Source organism: Streptomyces sp. WAC00040 (assembly GCF_056835925.1).
Window position 1 is genome coordinate 1,231,189 of sequence record NZ_JAKQZE010000001.1, and the last position, 26,518, is coordinate 1,257,706.

The following is a 26,518-nucleotide window of genomic DNA, read 5'->3' on the forward strand; positions in this document are numbered from 1 at the left end:
CGAGGTGGCTGCGGGCTGACGCCTGCCGTCGCACTCTGTGCACCTCGGCAGTCGTCTGCCGAAACCCAAGCAGTCACCCGACCCGTGGGCCGCCGGTAAGTCCGGCCGGCTCCCTCCGTCCGGACGGAGGGACCAAAGGCCCACGGGTCGTCTGCGTTTCCAGGGGCCGGCGCCCGCTCAGGGGGCGAGCCGCTCGATCGTCCAGCCGCCGTCCGTGCGGACGTACAGCAGCCGGTCGTGGAGGCGGTTCTCGTGGCCCTGCCAGAACTCCACCGCGTCGGGTACGACCCGGATGCCGCCCCAGTGGGCGGGCGCGGGGACCTGGGCACCCTCGGGGTAGCGGGTGGACAGCTCCTCGTACCGGCGCAGCAGTTCCTCGCGGGAAGAGATCACCCGGGACTGGTCGCTCGCCCAGGCGCCGAGCTGGGAGCCGTGCGGGCGGGTACGGAAGTAGGCGGCGGTCTCGTCGCGGCCGATACGGGCGGCCCGGCCGGTGACGATGATCTGGCGCTCGAGCGGGTGCCACGGGAAGAGCAGGGAGACGTGCGGGTTGGCGTCGATCTCGCGGCCCTTCCGCGAGTCGTAGTTGGTGAAGAAGACGAAGCCGCGTGCGTCGTACTGCTTCAGCAGCACCGTGCGCGAGGAGGGCCGGCCGTCGGGTGTCGCCGTCGCGACGATCATCGCGTTGGGCTCCAGCAGGGCGGCCGCGGCGGCCTCTGCGAACCACTGCGCGAACTGTTCCATGGGGCCGGCGGCCAGCGCCTCCTCGTCGAGCGGTGTCGAGCGGTACTGCTCGCGCATGACGGCCGGGTCCGGGACGACGAGTTCCGTCTCTGCCGGGTGCGGCACGGGCACGCCCGCGACGGTCACGTCCGAGGGGCGGGGTTCGGGAGCGGCGGCGTGGTCGGTCACAACGCCATCCTGCCGTAGGGACCGAGTTTGCCCGGCACGGAGTGCCGTCAATCCTCCTCGGGCGAAATGGGGCAGTGTGCCGGATGTCACGCTTCCCCGCATCGGCCGGACCCGCCAAAATCTTGGGTCCGGCCACTGTGGCCTCCATACACCAGGGGATATCGTGCCTGCCTCCCCGGCGGTTGGGTGACCACCGGCCGCACGGGGCATCACCGGTGTGTCCGACCTGCCCGTCGGCCGCCGTATGCCGCACCCCTTTGCCGCACACGTCTTGCCGCACACGTCTTGAGGAGCCGCCTGATGTCCGACTTCGTACCTGGACTCGAAGGAGTCGTCGCGTTCGAGACGGAGATCGCCGAACCGGACAAGGAGGGCGGCTCGCTCCGCTACCGGGGCGTCGACATCGAGGAACTGGTCGGGCACGTGTCTTTCGGGAACGTGTGGGGCCTGCTCGTCGACGGCGCCTTCAACCCGGGTCTGCCGCCCGCGGAACCGTTTCCGATCCCGGTTCACTCCGGCGACATCCGGGTCGACGTGCAGTCGGCGCTGGCGATGCTCGCACCCGTGTGGGGTCTCAAACCGCTCCTCGACATCGATGAGGCGCAGGCCCGTGACGACCTGGCGCGGGCGGCCGTGATGGCGCTCTCGTACGTGGCACAGAGTGCCCGTGGCCAGGGTCTGCCGATGGTTCCGCAGAGCGAGATCGACAAGGCGGAGTCCATCGTCGAGCGGTTCATGATCCGCTGGCGCGGCGAGCCCGACCCGCGGCACGTCAAGGCCGTCGACGCGTACTGGACGTCGGCCGCGGAGCACGGCATGAACGCCTCGACGTTCACGGCCCGTGTCATCGCTTCCACCGGCGCGGACGTCGCGGCGGCGCTGTCGGGCGCGGTGGGCGCGATGTCCGGTCCGCTGCACGGCGGGGCGCCGTCCCGGGTCCTCGGCATGATCGAGGAGATCGAGCGGACCGGTGACGCGACGGCGTACGTGAAGCGTGCCCTGGACAAGGGCGAGCGGCTGATGGGCTTCGGGCACCGGGTCTACCGCGCGGAGGACCCGCGGGCCCGTGTGCTGCGCCGTACGGCGAAGGAGCTGGCCGCACCTCGCTTCGAGGTGGCGGAGGCTCTGGAGAAGGCGGCGCTGGAGGAGTTGCACAACCGCCGCCCGGACCGGGTGCTGGCGACCAACGTCGAGTTCTGGGCCGCGATCATGCTGGACTTCGCGGAGGTCCCGGCGCACATGTTCACGTCGATGTTCACGTGCGCCCGTACGGCCGGCTGGTCGGCGCACATCCTGGAGCAGAAGCGCACGGGCCGGCTGGTGCGTCCGTCGGCGCGTTATGTGGGCCCGGGGACCCGCAGCCCGCGTGAGATCTCCGGCTACGAGGACATCGTCGGCTGACGGCGGGCGGCCCGCCCGGACGCGGGCCGCCGGGCGGGGTGTGTGCCGCGCCCCCCGCCCGGACTCAGCCGAGCGCCTCCTCGACCAGCGCCGCCCACTGCGCCACGACCCGTTCCCGGCGGGCCGCGTCGTCGGTGAGGAGGTTGGCCAGGCCCAGGCCGCGGGCCATGTCCAGCAGGCCCTGCACGGTTTCGCGGACGCCCGGCCGGGACTCGTCCGCGTTCAGCAGGCGGACGGCGATGCGGTGGGTCTCTCGGCCGACCTTCGCCTCCAGTTCGGTGACTCGGGGGCGCAGCTGCTCCTCGTTGGACGCGGCCACCCACAGGTGGAGCGCGGCCCGGAACAACGGCCCGGTGTAGAGGTCGACGAGTGCCGCGACGACGGCGGCGCGGTCCTGCGACGGGAGGTCCCGCAGCGCTTGCGAGCGTTCCTGGGCCACGTATTCGACGGCGGCCGTGAACAGGTCCTCGCGGGTCGGGAAGTGGTGCTGTGCCGCCCCGCGTGAGACGCCGGCCCGTTCGGCCACCACGGAGACCGTGGAGCCTGCCCAGCCGACCTCGGCCAGGCAGGCCACCGCGGCCTCCAGCAGCCGCTGCCGGGTGGCCCGGCTGCGGTCCTGCTTGGGGGCCTTGGCGGTCGGTGGCGTCACAACACCCATGCGGGGTCCCGTCGTTCGAGGAAGGCCGTCATCCCTTCGCGCGCCTCGGACGATGCGAACAGCGACGCCGAGCGCTGGACCAGGTCCTCCGCGTCGCGGTCGAAGGTTTCCAGCACCCTAGCCGTGACCAGTTCCTTCGATGCCGCCAGCCCCTGGGGGGAGGCCCTGCGCAGCCCGTCGAGGAGCGGCGCGAGGGCCGTGTCGACGTCGTCCGCGGTGAGGGTGAGCAGCCCGGTGCGGGCGGCCTCCGCCGCGTCGAAGCGTTCCCCGGTGAGGTAGTAGCGTCCGGCGGCCCGCGGGTCCATGCGGGGCAGCAGCGGCAGGGAGATGACGGCGGGTGCGACGCCGATGCGCACTTCGGTGAACGCGAAGTCGGAATCGCTGCTGGCGGCGGCGATGTCGCACGCGCCGACGAGGCCGAGGCCGCCGGCCCGCACATGGCCGGCGACCCTCGCCACCACGGGCTTGGGCAGTGTCACGATCTGCCGGAGCAGTCCGACGAACGTGTACGGGTTGGGCGGTGACTTGAGGTCCGCGCCCGCGCTGAACGTGGAGCCGGTGTGCGTGAGCACGACGGCGCGCACGTCCACGTCATGGGCGCACTTGCCGAGCGCTTCCGTGAGTTCGCCGACGAGCCTCGCCGTCAGGGCGTTGCGGTTGGCCGGCGCGTCCAGGGTCAGGGTGGTGATGCCGCGCTCGTGCGTGGTGGCGATGGTCACGTGCTACTGCTCCTTCGTACCGTTCTCGCGGACCCGCAGTTCCCGTCGGAGGATCTTCCCGGACGCGGCGCGGGGGACGGCGTCGATGAACTCGACGCGGCGGACCTTCTTGTACGGGGACACCTGGGCGGCGACGAAGTCGAGGACGTCCTCCTCTTTCAGGTGTTCGGTGCCCGGCTGTCGTACGACGTACGCCTTCGGGATCTCGTTGCCGTCGTCGTCGAGGACGCCGATGACCGCCGCGTCCGCGATCGCTTGGTGGGTGAGCAGCAGCGCCTCCAGCTCTGCGGGGGCGACCTGGTAGCCCTTGTACTTGATGAGTTCCTTGACGCGGTCGACGACGAACAGCCAGCCGTCGTCGTCGACGCGCCCGACGTCGCCGGTGTGGACCCAGCCGTCGGCGTCGATCATCGCGGCGGTGGCGTCGGGGCGGCCGAGGTAGCCCTTCATCACCTGGGGGCCGCGGATGGCGATCTCGCCTTCTTCTCCGGTGCCCAGTTCACTGCCGGAGCCGTCGAGGTCGAGGATGCGCATCTCGGTGCCGGGCAGCAGGAGGCCCACGGTGCCGGGCGGTGGGTTCTGGGCGGTGAGGGGTACGACATGGGTGCCCGGTGAGAGCTCCGTCATGCCGTAGGCCTGCCGTACCGGCGGCAGCCCGAGCCGTTTCGAGCATGCCTCCGCGAGGTTCGCGTCGAGCGGGGCGGCGGCGCTGAGGATGTACTCCAGCGACGAGAGGTCGTAGGAGGCGACCGCCGGGTGCTTGGCGAGCGCGAGGACGATGGGCGGGGCGACGTACAGCCCGTTGATGCGGTGTTCCTGGATCGCGCCGAGGAAGGTGTCCAGCTCGAAGCGGGGCAGGACGACGACGGTCGCGCCCTGTTTGAGCGGGGCGTTCATCAGGGCGGTGAGCCCGTAGATGTGGAAGAAGGGCAGGACGGCCAGGAGGCGGTGCCCGGGTCCGGCCGGGGCGACCGGTTCGAGCTGCGCCAGGTTGGTGGCGATGGACCGGTGGGTCAGCATCACACCTTTGGGGACGCCGGTCGTGCCGGACGAGTACGGCAGGGCGGCGACGTCGTCGGACGGGTCGATGGTGACGTCGGGCTCCGGTGCGGTGGAGCCGAGCATGTCGAGGACGCTGACGTGTCCGTCGGCGCGGTCGCAGACGAAGATCTCTTCGATCCCCGCGGCGAGTTCGGCGGCCCGGCGGGCCACCTCCAGCAGCGGGGAGACGGTGACGATCCAGCGGGCGGAGGAGTCGCGCAGCTGCTTGGCGAACTCCTCCGCCGTGGCCAGGGGATGGACGGTGGTGACGGCGGCGCCGGCGCGGGTGGCTCCGTAGAACACGGCCGGGTAGGCGACCGTGTTGGGGCTGTGCAGTGCGAGGACGTCGCCCTTGCGCAGGCCGGCGTCGGCGAGCGCGGCGGCGATGCGCCGATGGAACAGGTCGAGTTGCCCGTAGGTGACGGTGGTGCCGTTCACTCCGTCGACGAGGGCGACGGTGTCTCCGTACTCGGCGGCTCTTGCGAGCACGCTCTCGTGGATGGGTTCGACGACTGCGGGGACATCTGCGTAGCTGCTGCGGAACACCATGTGTGCGCTCCCTCGGCGTGTGTGGACGGCCAGAATGTCGCCTCTCAGTACGACTTGGGGAGACCCAGGGACTGGTGGGACACGTAGTTCAGGATCATTTCTCGGCTTACCGGGGCGATCCGGGCGACGCGGGCGGCCGCGATGAGCTTCGCGAGGCCGTACTCGCGTGTGAGTCCGTTGCCGCCGAGGGTGTGGACCGCTTGGTCGACCGCCTTCACACATGCCTCACCGGCGGCGTACTTGGCCATGTTCGCGGCCTCGCCGGCGCCGATGTCGTCGCCGGCGTCGTACAGGGCGGCGGCCTTCTGCATCATCAGCTTCGCGAGCTCGAGTTCGATGTGGGCCTGCGCGAGGGGGTGGGCGATGGCCTGGTGGGCACCGATGGGCGCCTTCCACACCTGGCGGGTCTTCGCGTACTCGACGGCCTGGGCGAGGGCGTAGCGGCCCATTCCGATGGCGAAGGCGGCGGTCATGATGCGTTCGGGGTTGAGCCCGGCGAACAGCTGGAGCAGGCCCGCGTCCTCGTCGCCGACGAGCGAGTCGGCGGGCAGCCGTACGTCGTCGAGCACCAGCTCGAACTGCTTCTCCTGCGCCTGGAGTTCCATGTCGATCACCGATCGGCCGAAGCCTTCGGCGTCGCGGGGAACGATGAACAGGCACGGCTTGAGACTGCCCGTCCTCGCGTCTTCCGTGCGGCCGACGATCAGGGTCGCGTCGGCGATGTCGACGCCGGAGACGAAGACCTTGCGGCCGCTCAGTGTCCAGCCGTCGCCGTCCCGGCGGGCGGTGGTGGTGATCCGGTGGGAGTTCGATCCGGCGTCGGGTTCGGTGATGCCGAAGGCCATGGTGAGGCTGCCGTCGGCGAGGCCGGGCAGCCACTGCCGCTTCTGCTCGTCGGTGCCGAAGCGGGCGATGACGGTGGCGCAGATGGCGGGTGAGACGATCATCATGAGGAGGGGGCAGCCGGCCGCGCCGGACTCCTCGAGGACGATGGACAGCTCGCTGATGCCGCCGCCTCCGCCGCCGTACTCCTCGGGGAGGTTCACGCCGAGGTAGCCGAGTTTGCCGGCCTCGGCCCACAGGGTGGCACGGTCGAAGCCGGGGCCGTGCCGGCGTCCGAGCGCGGCGACGGCTTCCCGCAGGTCCTTGTGCTCCTGGGTCTCGATGGCGTTCATGACGCGGTGTCCTCCTGTGCGTTGGCGGCTTCGCGTACGGTTTCCGTGGCGGCTTCGGCGACCGGTCGGGCGTCGGCTTCCGTGGTGGTCTCCGTGACGACGGCGAGCAGGGCGCCGACCTCGACCTGACGGCCGGGGACGGCGTGGAGTGCGGTGAGCGTGCCGGAGGCGGGCGAGACGATCCTGTGCTCCATCTTCATGGCCTCCAGCCAGACCAGCGGCTGGCCCTGGGTGACCGCCGCCCCTTCGACCACGCCGTCCCCGAGCCGGACGACGGTCCCGGGCATGGGCGCGAGCAGCGATCCGGGTTCGGCCCGGTCCTGGGGGTCGGTGAAGCGGGGCCGGGGAGTGAGGGCGTACGCCCCGGCGGGCGAGTCGACGTACACGGTGTCGCCGCGGTCGGTGACGTCGTAGGTCCGTACGACCCCGTCGATCTCGAGGGTGACGCGGTGGGGCTCGGCCCGCACGACCCGGGTGCCGGGGCGGTCCACGAGGTCGAAGCCGCCGTCCCTGGTGGGCCGGTAGCGGACCTCGTGGTCGCCGTAGCCCTTGACCTGGTCGGTGGAGGGCAGGTTGCGCCAGGCGCCGCCGAACCGGCCGGTGTGCCGGGCCGCGTGGGCGAGGGCCGCGGCGACGGCGGCGTGCTCCTCGCCGGGGGCCGGCCGGGTGAGGTCGGCCAGGTTCCGCTCGTAGAACCCGGTGTCGAGCAGGCCGCCGGTGAAGTCGGGGTGCTCCAGAGACGCGATGAGCAGCTCCCGGTTGGTGACGGGGCCGTGCACCCGTGCCCGGCGGAGGCTGTGCGCGAGCCTGCGCACCGCTTCGGCGCGCGTGGGCGCCCAGGCGATGACCTTGGCGATCATCGGGTCGTAGTGGACCCCGATGACGTCCCCGTCCGCGTATCCGGCGTCGACCCGCACCCTGGGCGTGCCGCCTGCGGGGTCCGGGCCGCCCGGGGCCGCGTCCGCGGGGAAGCTCAGCTCGTGCAGCCGCCCCGCCTGCGGGGTCCAGCCGGAGGACGGGTCCTCGGCGTAGAGGCGTGCCTCCACGGCGTGCCCGACGGCGGTGGGCGGGTGCGGCGGCAGGGCCGCGCCCTCCGCGACCGCGATCTGCAGGGCCACCAGGTCCACGCCGAAGACCGCTTCGGTCACGGGGTGTTCCACCTGGAGCCGGGTGTTCATCTCCAGGAAGTGCGCGCGGCCGTCCTCGGCGAGGAGGAACTCGACCGTGCCGGCGCCCCGGTAGTCCACGGCGCGTGCCGCGGCGACCGCCTGTGCGTGCAGTGTCCCGGCCTGTTCGGGGCCGAGGCCCGGCGCCGGGGCCTCTTCGATGACCTTCTGGTGGCGGCGTTGCAGTGAGCAGTCCCGGGTACCGAGCGCCCAGACCGTGCCGTGGGCATCCGCGAGGATCTGCACCTCGACGTGGCGGCCCGCCTCGATGTAGGGCTCGACGAAGACCTCCCCGTCGCCGAACGCCGATGCCGCTTCCGAGCGGGCCGCCGCCAGCTCCGCCGGGAGCGAGGCGAGCGAGCGGACCACGCGCATCCCCCGGCCGCCGCCGCCCGCCGCCGCCTTCACCAGGACGGGAAGGTCGTCGTCGGTGACCGAGGCGGGGTCCAGGGAGGTGAGGCCCATGAGCTGCTTGGCGCGGGTCTTGGACGCCATGGCCTCGATGGCGTCGGCGGGCGGGCCGATCCAGATCAGACCGGCGTCGGACACGGCCCGCGCGAAGCCCGCGTTCTCCGAGAGGAATCCGTAGCCGGGGTGGACGGCGTCGGCGCCCGCCGCCAGCGCCGCTTTGACGATCGCCTCGCCCCGCAGATAGGTCTCGGCCGGTGTGTCGCCGGGCAGCCGCACCGCCGCGTCCGCCTCCCGTACGTGAAGGGCGGTGGCGTCCGGGTCGGAGTGGACGGCGACCGTCGAGATGCCGAGCCGGTGGCAGGTGCGGAAGACACGGCAGGCGATCTCGCCGCGGTTGGCGACAAGGACAGTGGAAATCACAGGAGGGTCCTCACATCCGGAAGACGCCGAAGCCGCCGCGCGCGCCTTCGACCGGTGCCGTGTGGATGGCGGACAGGCACAGACCGAGCACCGTCCGGGTGTCGCGGGGGTCGATGACGCCGTCGTCGTAGAGCCGCCCGGACAGGAACATCGGCAGCGACTCCGCCTCGATCTGCTGCTCGACCATGGCGCGCAGGCCGGCGTCCGCCTCGTCGTCGTAGGGCCGTCCCTTCGCCGTGGCGGACGCCCGGGCGACGATGGACAGCACGCCGGCGAGCTGCTGGGGGCCCATGACCGCGGACTTGGCGCTGGGCCAGGCGAACAGGAACCTCGGGTCGTAGGCCCGGCCGCACATGCCGTAGTGCCCGGCGCCGTAGGACGCGCCGATGAGGACCGACAGATGTGGGACCCGGCTGTTGGACACCGCGTTGATCATCATGGCGCCGTGCTTGATGATGCCGCCCTGCTCGTACTCCTTGCCGACCATGTAGCCGGTGGTGTTGTGCAGGAACAGGAGCGGTACGTCGCGCTGGTTGGCGAGCTGGATGAACTGCGCGGCCTTCTGGGACTCGGCGGAGAACAGCACGCCCTGGGCGTTGGCCAGCACGCCGACCGGGTAGCCGTGCAGCCGCGCCCAGCCGGTGACCAGACTCGGCCCGTACAGCGGTTTGAACTCGTCGAAGTCGGAGCCGTCGACGATGCGGGCGACGACCTCGCGCGGGTCGAAGGGTGTCTTCAGGTCCTCCGGCACGATCCCGAGCAGTTCCTCCGCCGCGTACTTGGGCGGCTCGGCGGGACCGGGGTCCGGGTGCGCCTTGCGGTGGTTGAGGCGGGCGACGATCCGCCGGGCCTGGCGCAGCGCGTCGGGCTCGTCGAGGGCGAAGTGGTCGGCGAGTCCGGAGGTGCGGGCGTGCATCTCGGCGCCGCCGAGCGACTCGTCGTCGCTCTCCTCGCCCGTCGCCATCTTCACCAGCGGCGGACCGCCGAGGAAGACCTTCGACCGGTCCTTGATCATGATGGTGTGGTCGGACATGCCGGGCACATAGGCGCCGCCGGCGGTCGAGTTGCCGAAGACGACGGCGATCGTGGGGATGCCGGCCGCCGACAGCCGGGTGAGGTCGCGGAACAGTGCCCCGCCGGGGATGAAGATCTCTTTCTGGGACGGCAGGTCCGCGCCGCCGGACTCGACGAGCGAGATCACCGGCAGCCGGTTGGCGTAGGCGATCTCGTTGGCGCGCAGCGCCTTCTTGAGGGTCCAGGGGTTGGAGGCGCCGCCGCGTACCGTCGGGTCGTTGGCGGTGATCAGGCACTCGACGCCCTCCACCGTCCCGATGCCGGTCACGATCGAGGCGCCCACCGGGTAGTCGCTGCCCCACGCGGCGAGCGGGGACAGTTCCAGGAAGGGCGTGTCCGGGTCCAGCAGCAGTTCGATGCGTTCGCGGGCGAGCAGTTTGCCGCGGCCGCGGTGCCGGGCCACGTACTTCTCGCCGCCGCCGGCGAGCGCCTTCGCGTGCTCGGCGTCCAGTGCGGCGAGCCGGCCGAGCATCACGGCGCGGTGGGCGGTGTATTCGGGGCCGGCCACATCGACGGCCGAGGCGAGAACGGTCACAGCAGAGCCTCCGGGATGTCGACGTGCCGGGCGCGCAGCCACTCGCCGAGCGCCTTGCCCTGTGGATCGAAGCGGGCCTGCGCGGCAACCCCTTCGCCGAGGATCCCCGCGACGGTGAAGTTGAGGGCGCGCAGGTTGGGCAGTACGTGCCGTACGACGGGCAGTTCGGCGGTCTCGGGGAGCAGCGCGCGCAGCCGGTCGACGGTGAGTTCGTGGGAGAGCCAGCGCCAGGCGTCGTCGGTGCGGGCCCATACGCCGATGTTCGCGTCGCCCCCCTTGTCGCCGCTGCGCGCCCCGGCCACCAGTCCGAGCGGGGCACGGCGCGTCGGGCCGTGCCGCGGCGGCTCGGGCAGCACGACGGGCCCGGCGTCGGTGAGCTCCCGGGTGACCCGCGGGTGGGGGACGGTGACGCGCTCGCCGTCGTGCAGGACGGCGGTGTGCGGGACGCCGGCCGCCTCGGTGTACGCGGCCTCGAACACGCCGTACGGGGCCCCCTTGCCGGGCGGGGCGGTCACATGGAAACCGGGGTAGCTGCCGAGCGCGAGCTCGATCGCGGCGCTGCTCACGGCGCGGCCGACGCGTTCCGCGTCGGGGTCGCGGACGACGAGCCGCAGATACGCGGCGCCGCGCTCCTCGGTGTCGGGGTCGGCGCTCTGTGTGCGGGCGAGTTCCCAGCGCACCTCGGCGGGCGGCTGCTTGCCGAGCGCGTCCTCCATCTGCTCCCGCACGAGCCGGGCCTTGGCGTCGATGTCGAGTCCGGTCAGCACGAAGGCGACCTCGTTGCGCCAGCCGCCGAGGCGGTTCAGTCCGACCTTGAGCGTGGGCGGCGGTGCCTCCCCGCGCACTGCGGAGATCCGCACCCGGTCGGGGCCGTCCTGCTCGAGGCGGACGGTGTCGAGCCGGGCGGTCACGTCGGGGCCGGCGTACCGGGCGCCGCCGGTCTCGTACAGCAGTTGGGCGGTGACGGTGCCGACGTCCACGAGGCCGCCGGTGCCGTCGTGTTTGGTGATGACGGAGGTGCCGTCGGGGTGGATCTCGGCGACGGGGAAGCCGGGCCGGCGGATGTCGTGGTCGCCCTCGGCGAAGAACGCGTAGTTGCCGCCGGTCGCCTGGGTGCCGCATTCGAGGACGTGCCCGGCGACGACGGCGCCGGCGAGGGCGTCCAGGTCGTCGGGGCCCCATCCGAAGTGAGCGGCGGCCGGGCCGGTGACGAGGGCCGCGTCGGTGACGCGTCCGGTGACGACGATGTCGGCCCCCGCGCGCAGGCAGGCGGCGATCCCTCCGCCGCCGAGGTAGGCGTTGGCGGTGAGCGCGCCGGGGAAGCGGGCGGTGAGGTCGTCGCCCTCGACGTGCGCGACCTTCACGGGGACGCCGAGGCGGGCGGCCAGGGCACGGACGGCGTCGGCGAGGCCGGCGGGGTTGAGTCCGCCGGCGTTGGCGACGATGCGCACGCCCTTGTCGTGGGCGAGGCCGAGGGTCTCCTCGAGCTGCCGCAGGAAGGTCCTGGCGTAGCCGAGTCCGGGGTCCTTCAGACGGTCGCGGCCGAGGATGAGCATGGTGAGCTCGGCGAGGTAGTCCCCGGTGAGCACGTCCAGCGGCCCGCCGGTGAGCATCTCGCGCACGGCGTCGAAGCGGTCGCCGTAGAAGCCGGACGCGTTGCCGACGCGGAGCACCCGGGCGCTGTGCGCGGTTTCGGGGCCGGTCACGGCCTGCCGCCTTCCGGCACGTCGCCGGCCGGCGTGCCCGCGCCGGGCGCCCGCCCGGCACCGGGCGGGCCGGCGAAGGCCTGGGCGATGTCCAGCCAGCGGCCGGCGTCGGCGCCTTCGGCCCGCAGGGCCAGGTCGTCGCGGTGTGCGCGCTGGGTGACCAGCAGGCAGAAGTCGATCGCCGGGCCGGTCACGCGCTGTGCGGCGTCCTCGGGTCCGTAGGTCCACAATTCTCCACCGGGGCCGGCCAGTTCGACGCGGAACGGCTCGGCGGGCGGGGTCAGCCCGTGCACGCCGAACGCGAAGTCCCTCGTGCGGAAGCCCAGTCGGGCCACCTGCGCCAGACGCGCGGTCGGCCGCCGTACGACGCCGAGCGCGTCGGCGATGTCCTGGCCGTGCGCCCAGGTCTCCATGAGCCGTGCGGTCGCCATCGACGCGGCGCTCATCGGCGGCCCGTACCAGGGGAAGCGGGTGCCGGCGGGCGCCGAGCGGAGTGCCTTGGCGAGCTGTTCGCGGCCGGCCCGCCAGCGGGCGAGCAGTTCGCCGGGCGGCAGGGCGGCGCCGGCCCGTGCGCCGTCGTCCACGAAGGAGTCGGGGGCGGCGAGCGCCTTCTCCACCTCCGCGGCGAAGCCGCCGGGGTCCGTGACGGCCGTCAGGGCGGCGGCGTCGGTCCAGGCGAGGTGGGCGATCTGATGGGCGACGCTCCAGCCGGGGGCCGGCGTCGGGGCGACCCACCGCCCGGGATCCAGCTCTCTCACCAACTGGTCGAGGTCTTCGCTTTCGCTGCGCAAGTCGTCGAGTACGACGGCCGGGTCGGACACGGAACGCTCCCCTGTGGGACGACGGTCTGTGTCCCGGAGCATGGCAGCACCCTCGGAAACAAGCAAGCATGCTTGCTTTGATTAAGTCCGGTCGCCGACCTGCGGATGCACCGAACCGCAGGTCGACCGCGTGGCATCGCAGAATTGATTCTCTGTGAACCGCAAGGGCAGTTCGGCGCGAAGCCCATTGCGGGCGACACCGACGCCCCTCGACGCGGGGAGCCGATCGCCCCTCTCCCGGTCCGGCCGGCCCGTCGCGCCCCGCCGTTCGAAACGTAGAACCCTGGCGCCCGGACGGCCGGACGGAACAGCCCGCCGACAACGGCGGGGGCCGTTCCGGCGCGTCACGCCCCGGGCGCCCGCTTCGCGGCCGCCTGGGTCCGTACCGCGCCCATGCTCGCCGCGACGACCAGCACGATCGCCAGCCCCTCCGCCGGCGAGAGCGCCTGGCTCAGCAGGAGGAACCCGGCCGCCGCGGCGATCGCCGGCTCCAGGCTCATCAGCACAGCGAACGTCGCAGCGGGCAGCCTGCGCAGCGCCAGCAGCTCCAGGGTGTACGGCAGGACCGACGACATCAGCGCCACCGCCAGCCCCAGCCCCAGCGTCGAGGGCACGAACAGCCGCGACCCCGCCTCCATCAGGCCGAACGGCAGGCTCAGCAGCGCGGCGAAGCCCATCGCCAGCGCCAGCCCGTCCGCCTGCGGGAAACGCCGCCCCGTGCGGGCACTGAAGATGATGTACGCCGCCCACATGCCGCCCGCAGCCAGGGCGAACGCGGCACCGACGGGGTCGAGCCGGTCGAAGCCGCCGCCGCCGAGCAGGACCACACCGCCGAGCGCCAGTGCCGCCCACAGGAGGTTCACCAGCCGCCGGGACGCGATCACGGAGAGGGCGAGCGGTCCCAGCACCTCGAGCGTGACCGCCGCGCCGAGCGGGATCCGGTCGACGGCCTGGTAGAAGAGCATGTTCATCCCGCCCATGGCGGCACCGAAGGTGATCACGGTGGCCCAGTCGGTGCGGGAGTGTCCGCGCAGACGCGGCCGGCAGATCACGAACAGCACCAGGGCCGCGAGCACCAGCCGTAGCGTGACGACGCCCAGCGCACCGGCCCGCGGCATCAGCATCACGGCGACGGCGGCCCCGAACTGCACGGAGAGCCCGCCCGCGACGACGAGCGCGACGGGCCCGAGGGACCGCCGGGCACCGGACGGCGGCGCCCCGGCGGGACCCTGCGCCGCGGCGCCCGCCGCCTCCGGCAGCACCACCGCCGCGGCACCGGCCTGCGCCCCCGTGCCCGTGCCCGCGGACTGCGCGTCCTTCACCCCGGCCTCCCTGAACCGTCGCCCTTTGCCCTCCCCAAGCTACGGATCGGTGCGCCGCGCGTGAAATGCGTTTCTCGCTGCGGTTATGCTCCACGCGTATGAGCATCGAGCTGCGCCATCTCCGCTGCTTCCTGGCCGTCGCCGAGGAGTCGAGCGTGACCAGGGCGGCCGCCCGGCTCGGCCTCACCCAGCCCAGCGTCTCGCGCGCGCTCGCCTCGCTGGAGCGGCACGTGGGCGTCCGGCTGGTCGACCGTTCCACTCACCATGTCGCCCTCACGGCGGCGGGCCGCGTCTTCCGCGACAAGGCGGCCGTGGCCGTCGCCGCCTTCGACGACGCGCTCGACACCGGTCGGCTCCAGCACCGGCCCCTGCGCCTCGGGCACGCCTGGTCGGCCCTCGGGCCGTACACGACCCCGCTGCTGCGCCGGTGGCAGCGCGAGCGCCCGGACGTACCCCTGGAACTGCTGCGGGTCGACGACCGTACGGCGGGGCTCGCCCGCGGCGAGGTCGACGCCGCCGTACTGCGCGGGCCCGTGGACACCCCCGGCCTCGCCACCGAGCTGCTGTTCACGGAGCCCCGTGTGGCCGCCGTGCCGTCGGACGACCCCCGCGCGGCGGCGGCCTCGCTGACGCTGGCCGACCTGGCGGCCGGCCCGGTCGTGCTGAACACGGTGTCCGGCCTGACCACCCTGGACCTGTGGCCGCCGGAGATCCGGCCCACGGCGACGATCACGGTCGCCAACACGGACGACTGGCTCACCGCGATCGCCGCGGGCCGCGGCGTGGGCGCTTCGGCCGCCTCCACCGCCCAGATGCACGCGCACGGGGGTGTGACCTACCTGCCGTTGTCGGATGCCCCTCGGGTGCCCGTCTTCCTCGCCTGGCGCAGCGCCTCGCCGCACCCCGCCGTGCGTCAACTCGTCGCGCTGGCCAGAGCGGTGGCCCGGCCGCGCTGACGCACACCGTCCGGGCGGGACGGGCCGGGGTGCCGGCCTTGCCTGAGACGAGCGCCGAGCCGCCCGGCGCGGCCCGTGATAGGCAGGTCGTATGAAGCGCGACGAGCTGGTGTGGTTCCTCCGCAGGAACAGGCTCGCGGTCCAGGCCTCGGCCGCACCGGACGGATCACCTCAGGCGGCGGTCGTCGGATTCGCCGTCAGCGACGACCTCGAGATCGTCTTCGACACCGTCGAGACGACCCGCAAGAGCCTCAACCTGCGGGCCGACCCGCGTATCGCCCTCGTGATCGGCTGGGACGACGCGATCACCGTGCAGATCGAGGGGCTCGCGGACTTCCCCGCCGGCGACGAGCTGACGCGCCTCCAGGAGTGCTACTTCCGCGTGTACCCGGACGGCAGGGACCGGCTCTCCTGGCCGGGGATCACCCATGTGCGGGTGCGCCCGACGTGGGTTCGGTACAGCGACTTCACCCAGGAGCCGCCCCATGTCGTCGAGGTCTCCCCCGCGCAGCTCGGCTGAGACGCCCGCCTTCGCCGCTTCCCCCTTCCGCCGGCGGCCCGCCATGCGCCTGACGGTCGCCCTGGCGCCCCGTCCGGCCACCACCAGCAGCAGGACGGCCGCGACGCACAGCGCCGCACCGAGCGACCCGGCCGTTCCGCCGCGCAGCACCGAGACGACGAACGACCCGAGGCCCTTGTCCGCCGGGTCGACCGGGTCCACCGCGATCGCGGACACCAGCAACTGGCCCACCAGCGCGGCCAGGAGCAGGACCGCGCAGGACCGCGCCAGCAGACCTACGACGCCGGTCCGCCCGACGGTCTTGCGCATGGCATCCGCTCCTTACTGGCCGGCCGCCCATCCTGCCGGATGCCGGGGCGTCACGTCGTGGCCGGTCCCTCGTCCAGACCCTCCGCCAGAACCTCCGCGAGGTGCCGGGCCCGGCGGCCGGCGAGCTGCTCGAGCTGGGTGCGGCAGGAGAAGCCGTCGGCCAGCAGCTCGGTGCCCGCGGTGGCCGAGCGCACGGCGGGCAGCAGCTGCTCCTCCGCACACGCCACCGACACCTCGTAATGCCCCTTCTCGAACCCGAAGTTGCCCGCGAGACCGCAGCAGCCTCCGCTCAAGGCGCCCTGAAGGCCCGCCCGCGCACGCAGGCGGCGTTCCGCCGCGTCACCGAGGACGGCGTGCTGGTGGCAATGGGTCTGGCCCGCCACCGGGCGGTCGATCCGCGGCGGTTCCCAGCCGGGGGCGCACTCCTCCAGGGCCTGTGCGAAGGTCCGCACCGACGCCGCCAGCCGGGCCGACCTCGGGTCGTCGCCGAGCAGCTCGGGCAGATCGGTCTTCAGGGCGGCCGCACAACTCGGCTCCAGCACCACGACGGGCATCCCGCGTGCGAGCAGCGGCTCGACGACGTCGAGCGTGCGCCGCATGACCGTGCGCGCCAGGTCCAGCTGGCCGGTCGAGACATAGGTGAGTCCGCAGCAGACCCGCCCGGCCGGCAGTGCGATCCCGATGCCCGCCGCCTCCATGACCCGCCACGCCGCCTCTCCGACGTGCGGCGAGAGGTGGTCGGTGAAGGTGTCCGGCCACAGCACGGCCGCGGGCCTGCCGGCAGGCCGCCGCCCGCGCAGCCGGCGGCGCAGCGTCCCGCGCGCCAGGCGCGGCAGCTCCCGTTCCGGCGCGATGCCGGCGAGCCGTTTGGCGAGCGCGGCCAGCGGCCGCACCCGGGCCGCGGCGCCCAGCAGCGGCGCGAGGGGGGCCGCGGCGCGCAGCCACTGCGGGAGACGGCCCATGGCGTAGTGGGCGGCGGGGCGGCGCCGGCCCTTGTAGTGATGGTGCAGGAACTCGGCCTTGTAGGTGGCCATGTCGACGCCGACCGGGCAGTCGCTCCGGCAGCCCTTGCAGGACAGGCACAGATCGAGCGCGTCCCGCACCTCGGGCGAGCGCCAGCCGTCGGTGACGATCTCCCCGGCGAGCATCTCGTGCAGCAGCCGTGCCCGACCCCGGGTGGAGTGCCGCTCCTCGCCGGTGGCCCGGTACGAGGGGCACATCAGGCCGCCGCCCGCGGCGGCGTCCTCGGTGCGGCACTTGGCGACGCCGACGCAGCGGCGCACCGCGCCCGCGAAGTCGCCGCCGTCGTGCGGGTAGCCGAAGGCGACGTCGACGGGCCGGGCGGGGAGCACCGCGAAACGCAGGTTCGCGTCCAGCGGCGCGGGACGTACGAGCATGCCCGGGTTCATGCCGCCGGCCGGGTCCCACAGGTCCTTGAACCTGCCGAAGAGGCCCACCAGTTCGTCCCCGTACATCTTGGGCAGCAGTTCGGCGCGGGCCTGGCCGTCGCCGTGCTCGCCCGACAGGGAGCCGCCGTGGGCGACGACGACGGAGGCGACCTGCTCGGAGAAGGCGCGGAAGCGGCGGACGCCGTCCTTGCTCAACAGGTCGAAGTCGATGCGGACATGGACGCAGCCGTCGCCGAAGTGCCCGTAGGGGGTGCCGCGCAGGCCGTGTTCCGCCAGCAGGGCGCGGAAGTCGCGCAGATAGGCGCCGAGGCGGGCGGGCGGCACGGCGCAGTCCTCCCAGCCGGGCCACGCCTCGCCTCCGTCGGCCCGCCGGGTCGCGGCGCCCGACGCGTCCTCCCGCAGCCGCCACAGGGCGCGTACGGCGGCCGGGTCGTCGACGACGGCGCCGTCGAGGGCGTCGGCGGCCCGCATGATCCGCTCCGCCCGGTCCCGCGCCTCCGCGGCGCTGTCGCCGCCCGTCTCGACGAACAGCCACGCGCCGCCGCGCGGCAGACCGTGGCCGGCGGGCACCAGGTCCTCCGCCATGCCTTCGACGGTGAGCGGGCCGTGGGGCAGGAGGCCGGCGGCGGCTTCCGCGGCGGCGCTCTCGTCCTGGTAGCCGATGACGGCCAGCGCCCGGGCGGCCGGGGCGGCCACGAGGCGCACGGTCGCCTCCGTGAGCACGGCGAGGGTTCCCTCGCTGCCGCAGAACGCGCGGGCGAGGTCGGTGCCCTTCTCCGGCAGCAGCGCGTCGAGCGCGTAGCCGGAGATGCGGCGCGGCATGCCGTCGGGGAAGCCGGTGCGCAGCAGGGCGAGGTTGCGGTCGACGAGGTCGGTCAGGCCGGGCGGGGCGTCGTCCGGCGGACCGCCCCGGGCGAGCCGGTGGCGGACGCCCGCGTAGGTGAGGACCGACAGGGCGTGGACGTTGTCGGCCGTGGTCCCCCAGGCGACGGAGTGGGATCCGCACGCGTTGTTGCCGATCATCCCGCCGAGCGTGCAGCGGCTGTGCGTCGAAGGATCGGGGCCGAAGAGCAGACCGTGCCCCCGTACGGCGTCCTGGAGCCGGGCCTGTACGACCCCGGGCTGGACACGGGCGGTCCGCTCCTGCGGGTCGACGGCCAGGACCTTGTTCATGTGGCGGGTGAAGTCCAGGACGACACCGGTGCCGGTGGCCTGACCGGCGATGGAGGTGCCGCCGCCGCGCGGCACGACGGGGACTGTGTGGTGCCGGCACACCTCGAGCACCGCGGCCACGTCGTCGGCGTCTCGGGGGGCGACGACACCGACCGGGACCCGCCGGTAGTTCGAGGCGTCCATGGTCGTCAGGGCCCGGGCGGCGGCCGAGAAGTCCACGTCGCCGCCGACCGCGGCCTTGAGCGCGCGGGCCAGTTCGCCCGTATCCCTGGTGTGTTCAGCCATGCGCTCCAGGATGACTCCTCCGGCCGCCGACGCACCGGCAGGAAACGTGTCACTTGCACACGTTGTGCGCCTCCGTGAAGTGGGAAGCGCCACGCCCTTCCCCAACTGATCGTCAAGCCTCCTATAGTGACGACGACTTCGCCAGGAAGCAGCGGCTCCAGTTGCGCCCCCCGTCACCCCGGAAGGCACCACTCGATGACCGGCACCTCCGAGAAACGATGACCCGCGCCAAGACCCGGGCGACCCCCGGAAGCGCGCTCGCGGGCGCGGACGCCCCCGTGGGCGACGGCGCGGACTTCCGCGCGCTCAAGATCGCTGTGGTCGGCGGCTTCGGCGCCGGCCGGTCGACGATGGTGCGTTCGGTCAGCGAGATACGTCCGCTGCACACGGAGGCGGCGATGAGCGCGGCCACCCCCGTGAGCGACGCCGCCGTCCGGGTCCCGGCCAAGACGGCGACGACGGTCGCACTGGACTTCGGCCGCATCACGATCGACGAGCAGAGGGTCCTCTATCTGTTCGGCACCCCCGGACAGGAACGTTTCCGCTTCCTGTGGGACCGCCTGCTCCGCGGTACCACCGGCGCCGTCGTCCTCATCGACACGCGGGCCCTGACCGACGCCTGGTACGCGATAGACCGTCTGACGCACCACGGCACGCCGTTCATCATCGCCGTCAACGACTTCGGCGGCCCCTTCCATTCGGAGGAGGAGATCCGTGCCACGCTCGCCCTCCCGCCCGGCGTGCCGCTCGTCGAGTTCGACGCCCGCGACCACTCGTCCAGCAAGTTCGTGCTGATCGCCCTGGTGGAACATCTGCACGCACTCCGCGGCGGCCACGGTGTCTGACCCGGCGGCGGGGGGCGCGCGCCCCGTCTCAGCCGCCGGACCACGTCCCCGCCCCGCGGCCGGAGCGGTATACGCTCCGAACGTGGCTGATATCCAGATTCCCGCTGACATCAAGCCCGCCGACGGCCGTTTCGGCGCGGGCCCCTCCAAGGTGCGTACGGAGGCGCTGGACGCGCTGGCCGCCACCGGCACCTCCCTCCTCGGCACGTCCCACCGCCAGGCCCCGGTCAAGAACCTGGTCGGCGAGGTCCGTGACGGCGTGCGTGAGCTGTTCTCCCTCCCCGAGGGATACGAGGTGATTCTCGGCAACGGCGGGTCCACCGCCTTCTGGGACATCGCGACCCACGGCCTGATCGAGAACAAGTCCCAGCACCTGTCGTTCGGCGAGTTCTCCTCCAAGTTCGCCAAGGCCGCCAAGCTCGCGCCGTGGCTGGCGGACCCGACGGTCATCTCCTCCGACCCGGGCACCCACCCGGAGCCGCAGGCTGAGGCGGGCGTCGACGTCTACGCCTTCACCCACAACGAGACCTCCACCGGTGTCGCCGCCCCGATCCAGCGGGTCGCCGGCGCCGACGACGGCGCGCTGGTCCTGGTGGACGCCACCTCCGGCGCGGGCGGCCTGCCGGTCGACATCGCGCAGACGGACGTCTACTACTTCGCCCCGCAGAAGTCCTTCGCCTCGGACGGCGGGCTGTGGATCGGCGTCTTCTCCCCCGCCGCCCTCGAGCGCGCGGCCCGCGTGCACGGCTCCGGCCGGCACGTCCCGGAGTTCTTCTCGCTGCCGACGGCGATCGACAACTCGCTGAAGAACCAGACGTACAACACCCCGGCGCTGGCCACCCTCTTCCTGCTGAACGAGCAGCTGAAGTGGATCAACGGCCAGGGCGGCCTCGACTGGTCCGTCCGCCGCACCGCGACCTCCTCGCGCACCCTGTACGGCTGGGCGGAGGCGTCCAAGTACGCGACCCCGTTCGTCGTCGACCCGGCGAAGCGCTCGCAGGTCATCGGCACGATCGACTTCGCCGACGAGATCGACGCGTCCGCGGTCGCCAAGGCACTGCGCGCGAACGGCATCGTCGACACCGAGCCGTACCGCAAGCTGGGCCGCAACCAGCTGCGCGTGGCGATGTTCCCGGCGATCGACCCGGCGGACGTCGAGGCGCTGACGGCGTGCATCGACCACGTGATCGAGAAGCTCTAGCACCGGCCGTGACACGAAGGGCCCGGCGTCCGTGACGCCGGGCCCTTCGTGTCACCCGCGTCGCCGCGGTCCCTCACCCCGAGTGCGCCTTGTCGCCGCGGTCCCTCACCCCGACTGCGCCTTGATGTGGTCGATCACCTCGGCGAACTCCGCCGTCGGCGAGAACTCCACCACGTCGGTGTCCTCCATGGCCTCCGGAGCGTGGCCGGGCGACCAGTAGTACGCCTGGCCCGCCTCGTAGGTCTCCTCACCCGAAGCGGTCCGCATCCTGATCCGGCCGTTCAACAGGAATCCCCAGTGGGGGCACTGGCACAGGTCCCCGGGCATCCCCTTGAGCGCGGGGCCCATGTCCGTGCCCTTGGGCAGATGGATGTAGGCGACGGACAGACCGCCGCCGGCCTCTTTCATCCTCAGCTCCACACCGCCGCCCTCGAGTACGACGGGGGTCTCCTCGCGCGTGGTCGCGGTCATGATCGCCTCCACGGCCGGGACCGGTCGACTCGCGCTCCCCGGCCTCTTCCAGTCTCGCCCCGGCGGCCCCCACGGTCGAGGCAGCACGGAACCGCGCCGGTCAGCGGCCCCGTGCATGACCGCTCGATGGTGTGACGATCCGCCTAACGGACGCCGGTGGGTGCCGCGTCCTACGATGATGCTCTCGACACCAGCCACCAGGAGGCCCGCATGTCTGCCGCAGCAGTCGAGCACCCCTGTGACGGCGAGCCGCCGACGCTGCTCGAAGAGGCGAATCGCCTCATGGAGCTGCTCCCCGGCCATCGCGTCGAGATCATCGGAGGCATCCTCACCGTGACTCCCTCTCCGGACAGTGCGCATGCCAGGGCACTCACCAAACTCATGCGCCCGTTCATGCTGGCCGGGTTGGACGGCGGTGAGACCGAGGTACTCCAGGGTGTGGGGCTGTGGCTGCCGGACGGCCCCGAGGACTACGCCATCCCGGATCTCGCCGTTGTCGACGCCGACATCGACGAGCATCTGGTCCGGAACAACTGCTACGACCCCGCCGTCTTCCGGCTCGTCGTCGAGGTCACCTCCAGCAACTACCGCAACGACCTCCGGAACAAGGTCATCGCCTACGCCCAGGCGAAGGTCCCCGTTTATGTGATCGTCGACCGCAAGCACACCAGGATCCACGTGCTCACCAACCCGCTCACCAGCGAGTACGACAGCCATGAGGTCTACGCCCCGGGCCAGCAGATCGCCCTTCCCGCCTCGATCGGTGCCGAGGTGAAGCTCGACGCGGCCGAACTGCTGAAGGCCGGGGCGCCTCGCCGGTCCGACGACGTCAACGGCTGAGCCGCTGGAAGCGCCGCACCGCGAGCGGTGCGAAGACCGCCGTGACGATGATCGGCCACACCACCGCCATGAGCAGCGAGTTCTCCTGGATCCAGCTGCCGTCGCTCGCGACCGGGTTGCCGAACAGCTCGCGGGCCGCCGCGGCCGTGGAGGAGATCGGGTTCCAGGCAGCGATGGTGCCCAGCCAGTCCGGCATCGTCGACGGTGGCACGAAGACGCTCGAGATCATGGTCAGCGGGAAGGCCACCGCGTACAGGCCGCCGGCCGCCTCCGGGGTGGGGACGAGCAGGCCGAGCAGGATGCCCACCCAGATCAGGCAGAACCGCAGGAGCAGCAGCAGTGCGAACGCCGCGATTGCCTTCAGCGGTCCGGCGTCCGTGCGCCAGCCCATCGCGAAGGCGGTCGCCGCGAGGATCGTCAGCTCGGCGCAGGCGACGATCAGGTCGTTGACGCCCCGGCCGGTGACCACGGCGGAGGGCGCCATGGGCATCGAACGGAAGCGGTCGATCACGCCCTTCGTCGCGTCCGTGACCACGGCCATGGCCGTGTTCATGAAGCCGAAGGCCATCGTCATGGCGAACATGCCCGGCATCAGGAAGTCACGGACGCTGCCGCCGTCGGGCGACTTCATCGCGCCGCCGAAGACGTAGCCGTAGAGCAGCACGGAGATGATCGGGAAGCCGAGCTGCCAGGCGATGAGGACGGGCTGGCGCCGGTAGTGGGTCAGTCCGCGCCGGACCACGTTCCAGCAGTCGGCCACCGCCCAGTAGGCGCGCCCGTGCCCGTCGTCGAGGCTCAGGTCCACCAGGTCCGTCGTACTCACGCCGCCTCCTGGGTCTGTGTGCCGTGTCCGGTCAGGCGCAGGAACACGTCGTCCAGGCTGGGCCTGCGCAGCCCGATGTCCTCCACGGGGATCCGTTCGTCCTGAAGGGTGCGGGCGACCTCGGTGAGGGCCGCGACCCGGTCGGTCACCGGTGCGTGGATCCGGCGTTCCGGTTCGTCGGTGGTCGGGTCGGTGTCGGCGACCCGGGCCACGGTCTTGGCGATCGCCGGGAGGTCGGCCGCCTCGCGCGCGACGACCTCGATCCGGTCGCCGCCGACCCTGTTCTTCAGGCCGTCGGGCGTGTCGTCGGCGATGGCCCGGCCCTGGTCGATGACGGTGATGCGGGAGGCGAGCCGGTCGGCCTCCTCGAGGTACTGGGTGGTGAGCAGGACGGTCGTGCCGCCTGCGACGAGCCGGCGCACCGCGTCCCACACCTCGCCGCGCGAACGGGGGTCGAGTCCGGTCGTCGGTTCGTCGAGGAACAGCACATCGGGTGCGAGGATCATCGACGCGGCGAGGTCGAGCCGGCGGCGCATTCCGCCGCTGTACGTGCCCACGCCCTTGTCGCCTGCCTCCACCAGGTCGAACCGCGCCAGCAGTTCGGTGGCTCGCAACGCGGCGCGCCTGCCGCCGAGATGGAAGAGGCGGCCGAACATCTCCAGGTTCTGCCGGCCGGTCAGCACCTCGTCGACCGCCGCGTACTGGCCGGTGAGGCCGATGCGCCGGCGCACCTGCCGCGGTTCGCGCCGCACGTCGGCGCCTGCCACCCGCGCCCGGCCGCCGTCGAACCGCAGCAGGGTCGCGAGGGCCCGGACGGCGGTGGTCTTGCCGGCGCCGTTCGGTCCGAGCAGGCCGTGCACGGTGCCCCGGCGCACGGCGAGATCGAAGCCGTCGAGGGCCCGCTTGTCCCCGTACCGCTTCTCCAGTCCTTCTGCCGAGACGGCGTATTCGTCCACTGAGCCCCTCCGAGACGAGTCAACTGAGTACGGCGTACCCATATGAGGGTACACCGTACTCAGTTTCTGTCCAGGCGATTACGCTGACCCCATGACGACTGAGACGAGCGGCAGCAAAGACGTCTCGCGCAGCCTCGAACTGCTCTGGGGCACCGGCGAGCGACCCTCACGCGGCCCCAAGCCGGGCCTGACCCTCGACCGGATCGTCGGCGCCGCGATCAAGATCGCCGACGCGGAGGGCCTTGCCGCCGTCTCCATGCGCCGCCTCTCCACCGAGCTGGGCACCGGCACGATGTCCCTCTACCGCTACGTGCCCGGCAAGGCCGAGCTGCTCGACCTGATGCTCGACCGCGTCATGGGCGAGCCCTTGGAGAACGACGCGCACCCGCCGGAGTCCGACACCTGGCAGGACGCCGTACGCGCGATGGGCCGCGCCCACCTCGAGCTGTTCCGGGCGCACCCCTGGCTGCTGAAGGTCAACCAGTCGCGTACGGTCCTCGGCCCCAGCGCCGTACGGGGGTTGGACGCCTCACTGTTCGCGCTGAGGAACATGCGGCTGACGGACCCGGAGCTGATCTCCGTGATCATCGCGGTGCAGAGCTTCGTCACCGGCATCGCGCGCATGGAGCTCGACGCCGCGGAGGCGGCGAAGGAGACCGGGCAGAGCGAGGAGGAGTTCTGGCGCGCTCAGGAGCCGTTCCTGTCGAAGGCCATGGTCAGCGGCGAGTATCCGACCCTGGCGCATCTGTCGGAGGACGCCTTCACCTCGGACTTCGACCACTTCGCCTTCGGCCTCGAACGCCTGGTCGAGGGGTTCGAGACGCTGGTCCGCGTACGGGCGAAGGACGCCTGACGGCCGCGGGGCCCGACGGGCCCGCGGCCGAACGCCTCAGCCCCGTCGCCGACGCAGCGCGAGGACCAGCACCGCGCCGCCGCCGAGCACGAGCAGGCCGTACGTCGTCACGTCGCCCTTCTCGTCGTTCCCGGCGGCCTTCCCGCCGTCCGCCGGCGCGCCGGGACTCTTCGCCTCGCCTCCGGAGCCCGGTTCCTTCTCGACCGGCACCCGCTCGACGGGGCTCTGCTCCCCCTCGGTGCCGATCATCAGCGCCGTGCCGTCCGTCGTGTACGTCACCGACTCCGACTGGCCCTGGATCGGCGCGCGGACACGGTGGTCGGCCCCGAGGCGGCCGTCCTTCCACTCGTAGCCGCGGGCGCTGAAGTAGGAGCGGAGCACCAGTTCCGTGCCGTCCGGCGAGAAGGCGCCGTCGGTCACCCACGGCACCTCCCCGATCCGCCGGAAGACATTGGTGGCCTTGGCGTCGAGCGTGGCGGGGCCTTCGTAGAGACCGCCGCCGTCCTCGTTCTTCGAGGCGATGTAGACGCGGCCGGTCTTCGGATGCACCATCAGCGCCTCGGCGTTGCGGGCGCCGTCCGCGTACTTCACGTCGAACTGGGTGGCGGTGACGGTCTGGTCGCGCAGCCGCTCCGGCTCGGGGAAGCGGTAGATCCAGACGTGGTCCCAGCTGCCGTCGAGGTTGTCGCCGATGTCACCGACGTAGATGTTGCCGTCGGGGCCCACGGAGATCGCCTCCATGTCCCTCGGCTCGCCGACGCCGCGCAGGGTGATCGTCGCCACCGTCTCGCCCGTCGCCGAGTCGACGCCGAAGATCCGCGGTCGGTCCTGGTCGTTGTGCGTCCAGTAGATCCCGGGGTGCGCCCGGCTCGCCGCGAGCCCGCTGGACTCGGTGATCCGCGGGTCCTTGATGGTGAACCCCTCGGGCCCGCCGTCGGCCGCGGCGACGGGGCAGGCGGCGGCGAGCACGAGCGCGGCCGCCAGGCCGGTGACGTACGGAAGCGAACGCATGCCCCAAGCCTGCCATCCCGGCCGGGCGTCTCCTACGGGCGTACGGCGGTGACCAGCCACGCCGTGCTGCGCAGCCGGACGGCGCCGTCCTTCTCGTACGGCCGCAGGATGTCCGTGAGCCGGCGCCGGGCCCGCTCGCCGGTCGCCTCGTCGACCTGGCTCAGCAGATGGCGGCCGGGTCCCGAGCCCATGAGGAACGCGGTGGCGTCCTCGGCGTCACGTCCCCATGTTCCGTACGCCTCGGCGGGCTCGACCGCGATGCCGGTGAACCCGGCTGCCGTGAGGACCTCGCGGACGCGGCCGGGATCGGCCAGGGAGAACATGCCGGGCCCGCCGGTGGCGCCGAAGCCGCCCATCGGCAGCAGGTCCCGCAGGCCGGCCAGCGCCTGGATCCACTCGTTGCCGTCCCCGCCGGCGACGAGGAACGCCGCACGGCCGCCGGTGCGCAGGCCGCCGCCGATGTTGGCGAAGGCGGCCACCGGGTCGGCGAAGAACATCACGCCGAAGCGGCTGATCGCCACGTCGAAACCCCGGCCCTCGAGGGAATGGACCTGGGCGTCGCCGTGCTCGAAGCTCACGTTGAGGAGGTGTTCGGCGCGCGCGGACTCCCGGGCGCGCTCCAGCATCGGCCGGGACAGGTCCAGGCCGGTGGCGTGCCCGTCGGCCGCGCGGCGGGCCGCGAGCCTGGTGGTGGCGCCGGCGCCGCAGCCGACGTCGAGGACCGAGTCCCCGCGGCCGAGGGCGGCGGCAGCGAGCAGCGCCTCGTTGAAGCCCTGGTTGACGACGTCCCAGCGGTCCTGGTTGCGGGCCCAGTGGGTGCCCTCGTACCCGTTCCAGGCCTGCTCCTGCTCGGTGTTCACGATGTGTTCCACGACGCTGCCTCCCGCTAGAATGGGCGTATGCCCAAACAGTATGGGCGCTCGCCCATTCTGTCCATCGCGCCACGCAGAAGACCC

General features: G+C 72.6%; 23 protein-coding genes. 7 read left to right on the top strand and 16 right to left on the bottom strand.

What is annotated here, in order from left to right; translation table 11 throughout:
* Positions 1 to 177: 177 nt before the first annotated feature.
* Positions 178 to 912, bottom strand: a complete 735-nt coding sequence (gene pdxH / locus MDN94_RS05530) for a pyridoxamine 5'-phosphate oxidase (protein ID WP_482724837.1) — start codon at positions 910 to 912, stop codon at positions 178 to 180.
* 300 nt (positions 913 to 1,212) lie between these two features.
* Here pdxH and MDN94_RS05535 point away from each other — a divergent pair, with 300 nt between their 5' ends.
* On the top strand, positions 1,213 to 2,313 hold the full coding sequence (locus MDN94_RS05535) for a citrate synthase 2 (protein ID WP_482724838.1): 1,101 nt from the start codon (positions 1,213 to 1,215) through the stop codon (positions 2,311 to 2,313).
* A 64-nt stretch (positions 2,314 to 2,377) separates the two neighbouring features.
* Here the strand turns inward: MDN94_RS05535 and MDN94_RS05540 are convergent, their stop codons facing one another.
* The 9 genes from MDN94_RS05540 to MDN94_RS05580 form a co-directional block, all read right to left on the bottom strand.
* Positions 2,378 to 2,971, bottom strand: a complete 594-nt coding sequence (locus MDN94_RS05540; RefSeq protein ID WP_453458146.1) for a TetR/AcrR family transcriptional regulator — start codon at positions 2,969 to 2,971, stop codon at positions 2,378 to 2,380.
* Positions 2,959 to 3,690, bottom strand: coding sequence for an enoyl-CoA hydratase family protein (locus MDN94_RS05545; RefSeq protein WP_482724839.1), 732 nt, complete (start codon positions 3,688 to 3,690; stop codon positions 2,959 to 2,961). The genes MDN94_RS05540 and MDN94_RS05545 overlap by 13 nt, the downstream gene beginning before the upstream one ends.
* Positions 3,691 to 3,693: 3 nt before the next feature.
* Positions 3,694 to 5,280: a 4-coumarate--CoA ligase family protein gene (locus MDN94_RS05550; protein WP_482724840.1), complete on the bottom strand. Its 1,587-nt coding sequence runs from the start codon at positions 5,278 to 5,280 to the stop codon at positions 3,694 to 3,696.
* A gap of 44 nt (positions 5,281 to 5,324) precedes the next feature.
* Entirely contained in the window at positions 5,325 to 6,455 is a 1,131-nt protein-coding gene (locus tag MDN94_RS05555) for an acyl-CoA dehydrogenase family protein (protein ID WP_482724841.1), read from the bottom strand.
* Positions 6,452 to 8,452: an acetyl/propionyl/methylcrotonyl-CoA carboxylase subunit alpha gene (locus MDN94_RS05560; protein ID WP_482724842.1), complete on the bottom strand. Its 2,001-nt coding sequence runs from the start codon at positions 8,450 to 8,452 to the stop codon at positions 6,452 to 6,454. The genes MDN94_RS05555 and MDN94_RS05560 overlap by 4 nt, the downstream gene beginning before the upstream one ends.
* 10 nt (positions 8,453 to 8,462) lie before the next feature.
* Entirely contained in the window at positions 8,463 to 10,061 is a 1,599-nt protein-coding gene (locus tag MDN94_RS05565) for an acyl-CoA carboxylase subunit beta (RefSeq protein WP_482724843.1), read from the bottom strand.
* Positions 10,058 to 11,767 (bottom strand): acyclic terpene utilization AtuA family protein, encoded by a 1,710-nt coding sequence (locus MDN94_RS05570; RefSeq protein ID WP_482724844.1) that lies wholly within the window; start codon positions 11,765 to 11,767, stop codon positions 10,058 to 10,060. Before MDN94_RS05570 ends, MDN94_RS05565 begins: the two co-directional genes overlap by 4 nt.
* Entirely contained in the window at positions 11,764 to 12,588 is an 825-nt protein-coding gene (locus MDN94_RS05575) for a TIGR03084 family metal-binding protein (protein ID WP_482724845.1), read from the bottom strand. Before MDN94_RS05575 ends, MDN94_RS05570 begins: the two co-directional genes overlap by 4 nt.
* Before the next feature lie 344 nt (positions 12,589 to 12,932).
* Positions 12,933 to 13,910, bottom strand: a complete 978-nt coding sequence (locus MDN94_RS05580) for an EamA family transporter (RefSeq protein ID WP_482724846.1) — start codon at positions 13,908 to 13,910, stop codon at positions 12,933 to 12,935.
* A 98-nt stretch (positions 13,911 to 14,008) separates the two neighbouring features.
* On the opposite strand from MDN94_RS05580, the gene MDN94_RS05585 reads away from it, so the two are divergent.
* Positions 14,009 to 14,866, top strand: coding sequence for a LysR family transcriptional regulator (locus MDN94_RS05585; protein ID WP_482724847.1), 858 nt, complete (start codon positions 14,009 to 14,011; stop codon positions 14,864 to 14,866).
* A gap of 91 nt (positions 14,867 to 14,957) precedes the next feature.
* Complete coding sequence (locus tag MDN94_RS05590) at positions 14,958 to 15,386, top strand: pyridoxamine 5'-phosphate oxidase family protein (RefSeq protein WP_453458174.1); 429 nt, start codon at positions 14,958 to 14,960, stop codon at positions 15,384 to 15,386.
* A gap of 359 nt (positions 15,387 to 15,745) precedes the next feature.
* Here MDN94_RS05590 and MDN94_RS05595 read toward each other — a convergent pair whose 3' ends face one another.
* Positions 15,746 to 18,562 (bottom strand): FAD-binding and (Fe-S)-binding domain-containing protein, encoded by a 2,817-nt coding sequence (locus MDN94_RS05595; protein ID WP_482724848.1) that lies wholly within the window; start codon positions 18,560 to 18,562, stop codon positions 15,746 to 15,748.
* 218 nt (positions 18,563 to 18,780) lie between these two features.
* Here MDN94_RS05595 and MDN94_RS05600 point away from each other — a divergent pair, with 218 nt between their 5' ends.
* Together MDN94_RS05600 and serC are read left to right on the top strand one after the other, a co-directional pair.
* Positions 18,781 to 19,407 (top strand): GTP-binding protein, encoded by a 627-nt coding sequence (locus MDN94_RS05600; protein ID WP_482724849.1) that lies wholly within the window; start codon positions 18,781 to 18,783, stop codon positions 19,405 to 19,407.
* 82 nt (positions 19,408 to 19,489) lie between these two features.
* Entirely contained in the window at positions 19,490 to 20,608 is a 1,119-nt protein-coding gene (gene serC / locus MDN94_RS05605) for a phosphoserine transaminase (protein WP_482724850.1), read from the top strand.
* Between the two features lie 105 nt (positions 20,609 to 20,713).
* On the opposite strand, the gene MDN94_RS05610 is transcribed toward serC, so the two are convergent.
* The gene (locus MDN94_RS05610) at positions 20,714 to 21,079 is read right to left on the bottom strand and encodes a cupin domain-containing protein (RefSeq protein WP_482724851.1); all 366 of its coding nucleotides are present in this window, start codon (positions 21,077 to 21,079) and stop codon (positions 20,714 to 20,716) included.
* 210 nt (positions 21,080 to 21,289) lie between these two features.
* Here MDN94_RS05610 and MDN94_RS05615 point away from each other — a divergent pair, with 210 nt between their 5' ends.
* On the top strand, positions 21,290 to 21,919 hold the full coding sequence (locus tag MDN94_RS05615) for a Uma2 family endonuclease (RefSeq protein ID WP_482724852.1): 630 nt from the start codon (positions 21,290 to 21,292) through the stop codon (positions 21,917 to 21,919).
* Here MDN94_RS05615 and MDN94_RS05620 read toward each other — a convergent pair.
* Together MDN94_RS05620 and MDN94_RS05625 are read right to left on the bottom strand one after the other, a co-directional pair.
* Entirely contained in the window at positions 21,909 to 22,742 is an 834-nt protein-coding gene (locus MDN94_RS05620) for an ABC transporter permease (protein WP_482724853.1), read from the bottom strand. The genes MDN94_RS05615 and MDN94_RS05620 overlap by 11 nt on opposite strands.
* A complete protein-coding gene (locus tag MDN94_RS05625) occupies positions 22,739 to 23,740 on the bottom strand; it encodes an ATP-binding cassette domain-containing protein (RefSeq protein WP_482724854.1) in 1,002 nt (333 codons plus the stop codon). Before MDN94_RS05625 ends, MDN94_RS05620 begins: the two co-directional genes overlap by 4 nt.
* A gap of 49 nt (positions 23,741 to 23,789) precedes the next feature.
* On the opposite strand from MDN94_RS05625, the gene MDN94_RS05630 reads away from it, so the two are divergent.
* The gene (locus MDN94_RS05630) at positions 23,790 to 24,551 is read left to right on the top strand and encodes a TetR/AcrR family transcriptional regulator (RefSeq protein WP_482724855.1); all 762 of its coding nucleotides are present in this window, start codon (positions 23,790 to 23,792) and stop codon (positions 24,549 to 24,551) included.
* A 36-nt stretch (positions 24,552 to 24,587) separates the two neighbouring features.
* On the opposite strand, the gene MDN94_RS05635 is transcribed toward MDN94_RS05630, so the two are convergent.
* Both MDN94_RS05635 and MDN94_RS05640 read right to left on the bottom strand, forming a co-directional pair.
* Complete coding sequence (locus MDN94_RS05635; protein WP_482724856.1) at positions 24,588 to 25,562, bottom strand: YncE family protein; 975 nt, start codon at positions 25,560 to 25,562, stop codon at positions 24,588 to 24,590.
* Positions 25,563 to 25,594: 32 nt separating this feature from the next.
* Entirely contained in the window at positions 25,595 to 26,434 is an 840-nt protein-coding gene (locus tag MDN94_RS05640; RefSeq protein WP_482724857.1) for a class I SAM-dependent methyltransferase, read from the bottom strand.
* Positions 26,435 to 26,518 lie beyond the last annotated feature (84 nt).

Bases quoted from the DNA above. Each gene is read 5' to 3' on its own strand.
- MDN94_RS05595 (WP_482724848.1), bottom strand. From the start codon at position 18,562: ATGGCTGAACACACCAGGGATACGGGCGAACTGGCCCGCGCGCTCAAG.
- MDN94_RS05540 (WP_453458146.1), bottom strand. From the start codon at position 2,971: ATGGGTGTTGTGACGCCACCGACCGCCAAGGCCCCCAAGCAGGACCGC.
- MDN94_RS05625 (WP_482724854.1), bottom strand. From the start codon at position 23,740: ATGGGTACGCCGTACTCAGTTGACTCGTCTCGGAGGGGCTCAGTGGAC.
- MDN94_RS05550 (WP_482724840.1), bottom strand. From the start codon at position 5,280: ATGGTGTTCCGCAGCAGCTACGCAGATGTCCCCGCAGTCGTCGAACCC.
- MDN94_RS05555 (WP_482724841.1), bottom strand. From the start codon at position 6,455: ATGAACGCCATCGAGACCCAGGAGCACAAGGACCTGCGGGAAGCCGTC.
- MDN94_RS05635 (WP_482724856.1), bottom strand. From the start codon at position 25,562: ATGCGTTCGCTTCCGTACGTCACCGGCCTGGCGGCCGCGCTCGTGCTC.
- MDN94_RS05535 (WP_482724838.1), top strand. From the start codon at position 1,213: ATGTCCGACTTCGTACCTGGACTCGAAGGAGTCGTCGCGTTCGAGACG.
- MDN94_RS05600 (WP_482724849.1), top strand. From the start codon at position 18,781: ATGACCCGCGCCAAGACCCGGGCGACCCCCGGAAGCGCGCTCGCGGGC.
- MDN94_RS05630 (WP_482724855.1), top strand. From the start codon at position 23,790: ATGACGACTGAGACGAGCGGCAGCAAAGACGTCTCGCGCAGCCTCGAA.
- MDN94_RS05585 (WP_482724847.1), top strand. From the start codon at position 14,009: ATGAGCATCGAGCTGCGCCATCTCCGCTGCTTCCTGGCCGTCGCCGAG.
- MDN94_RS05610 (WP_482724851.1), bottom strand. From the start codon at position 21,079: ATGACCGCGACCACGCGCGAGGAGACCCCCGTCGTACTCGAGGGCGGC.
- MDN94_RS05590 (WP_453458174.1), top strand. From the start codon at position 14,958: ATGAAGCGCGACGAGCTGGTGTGGTTCCTCCGCAGGAACAGGCTCGCG.
- MDN94_RS05615 (WP_482724852.1), top strand. From the start codon at position 21,290: ATGTCTGCCGCAGCAGTCGAGCACCCCTGTGACGGCGAGCCGCCGACG.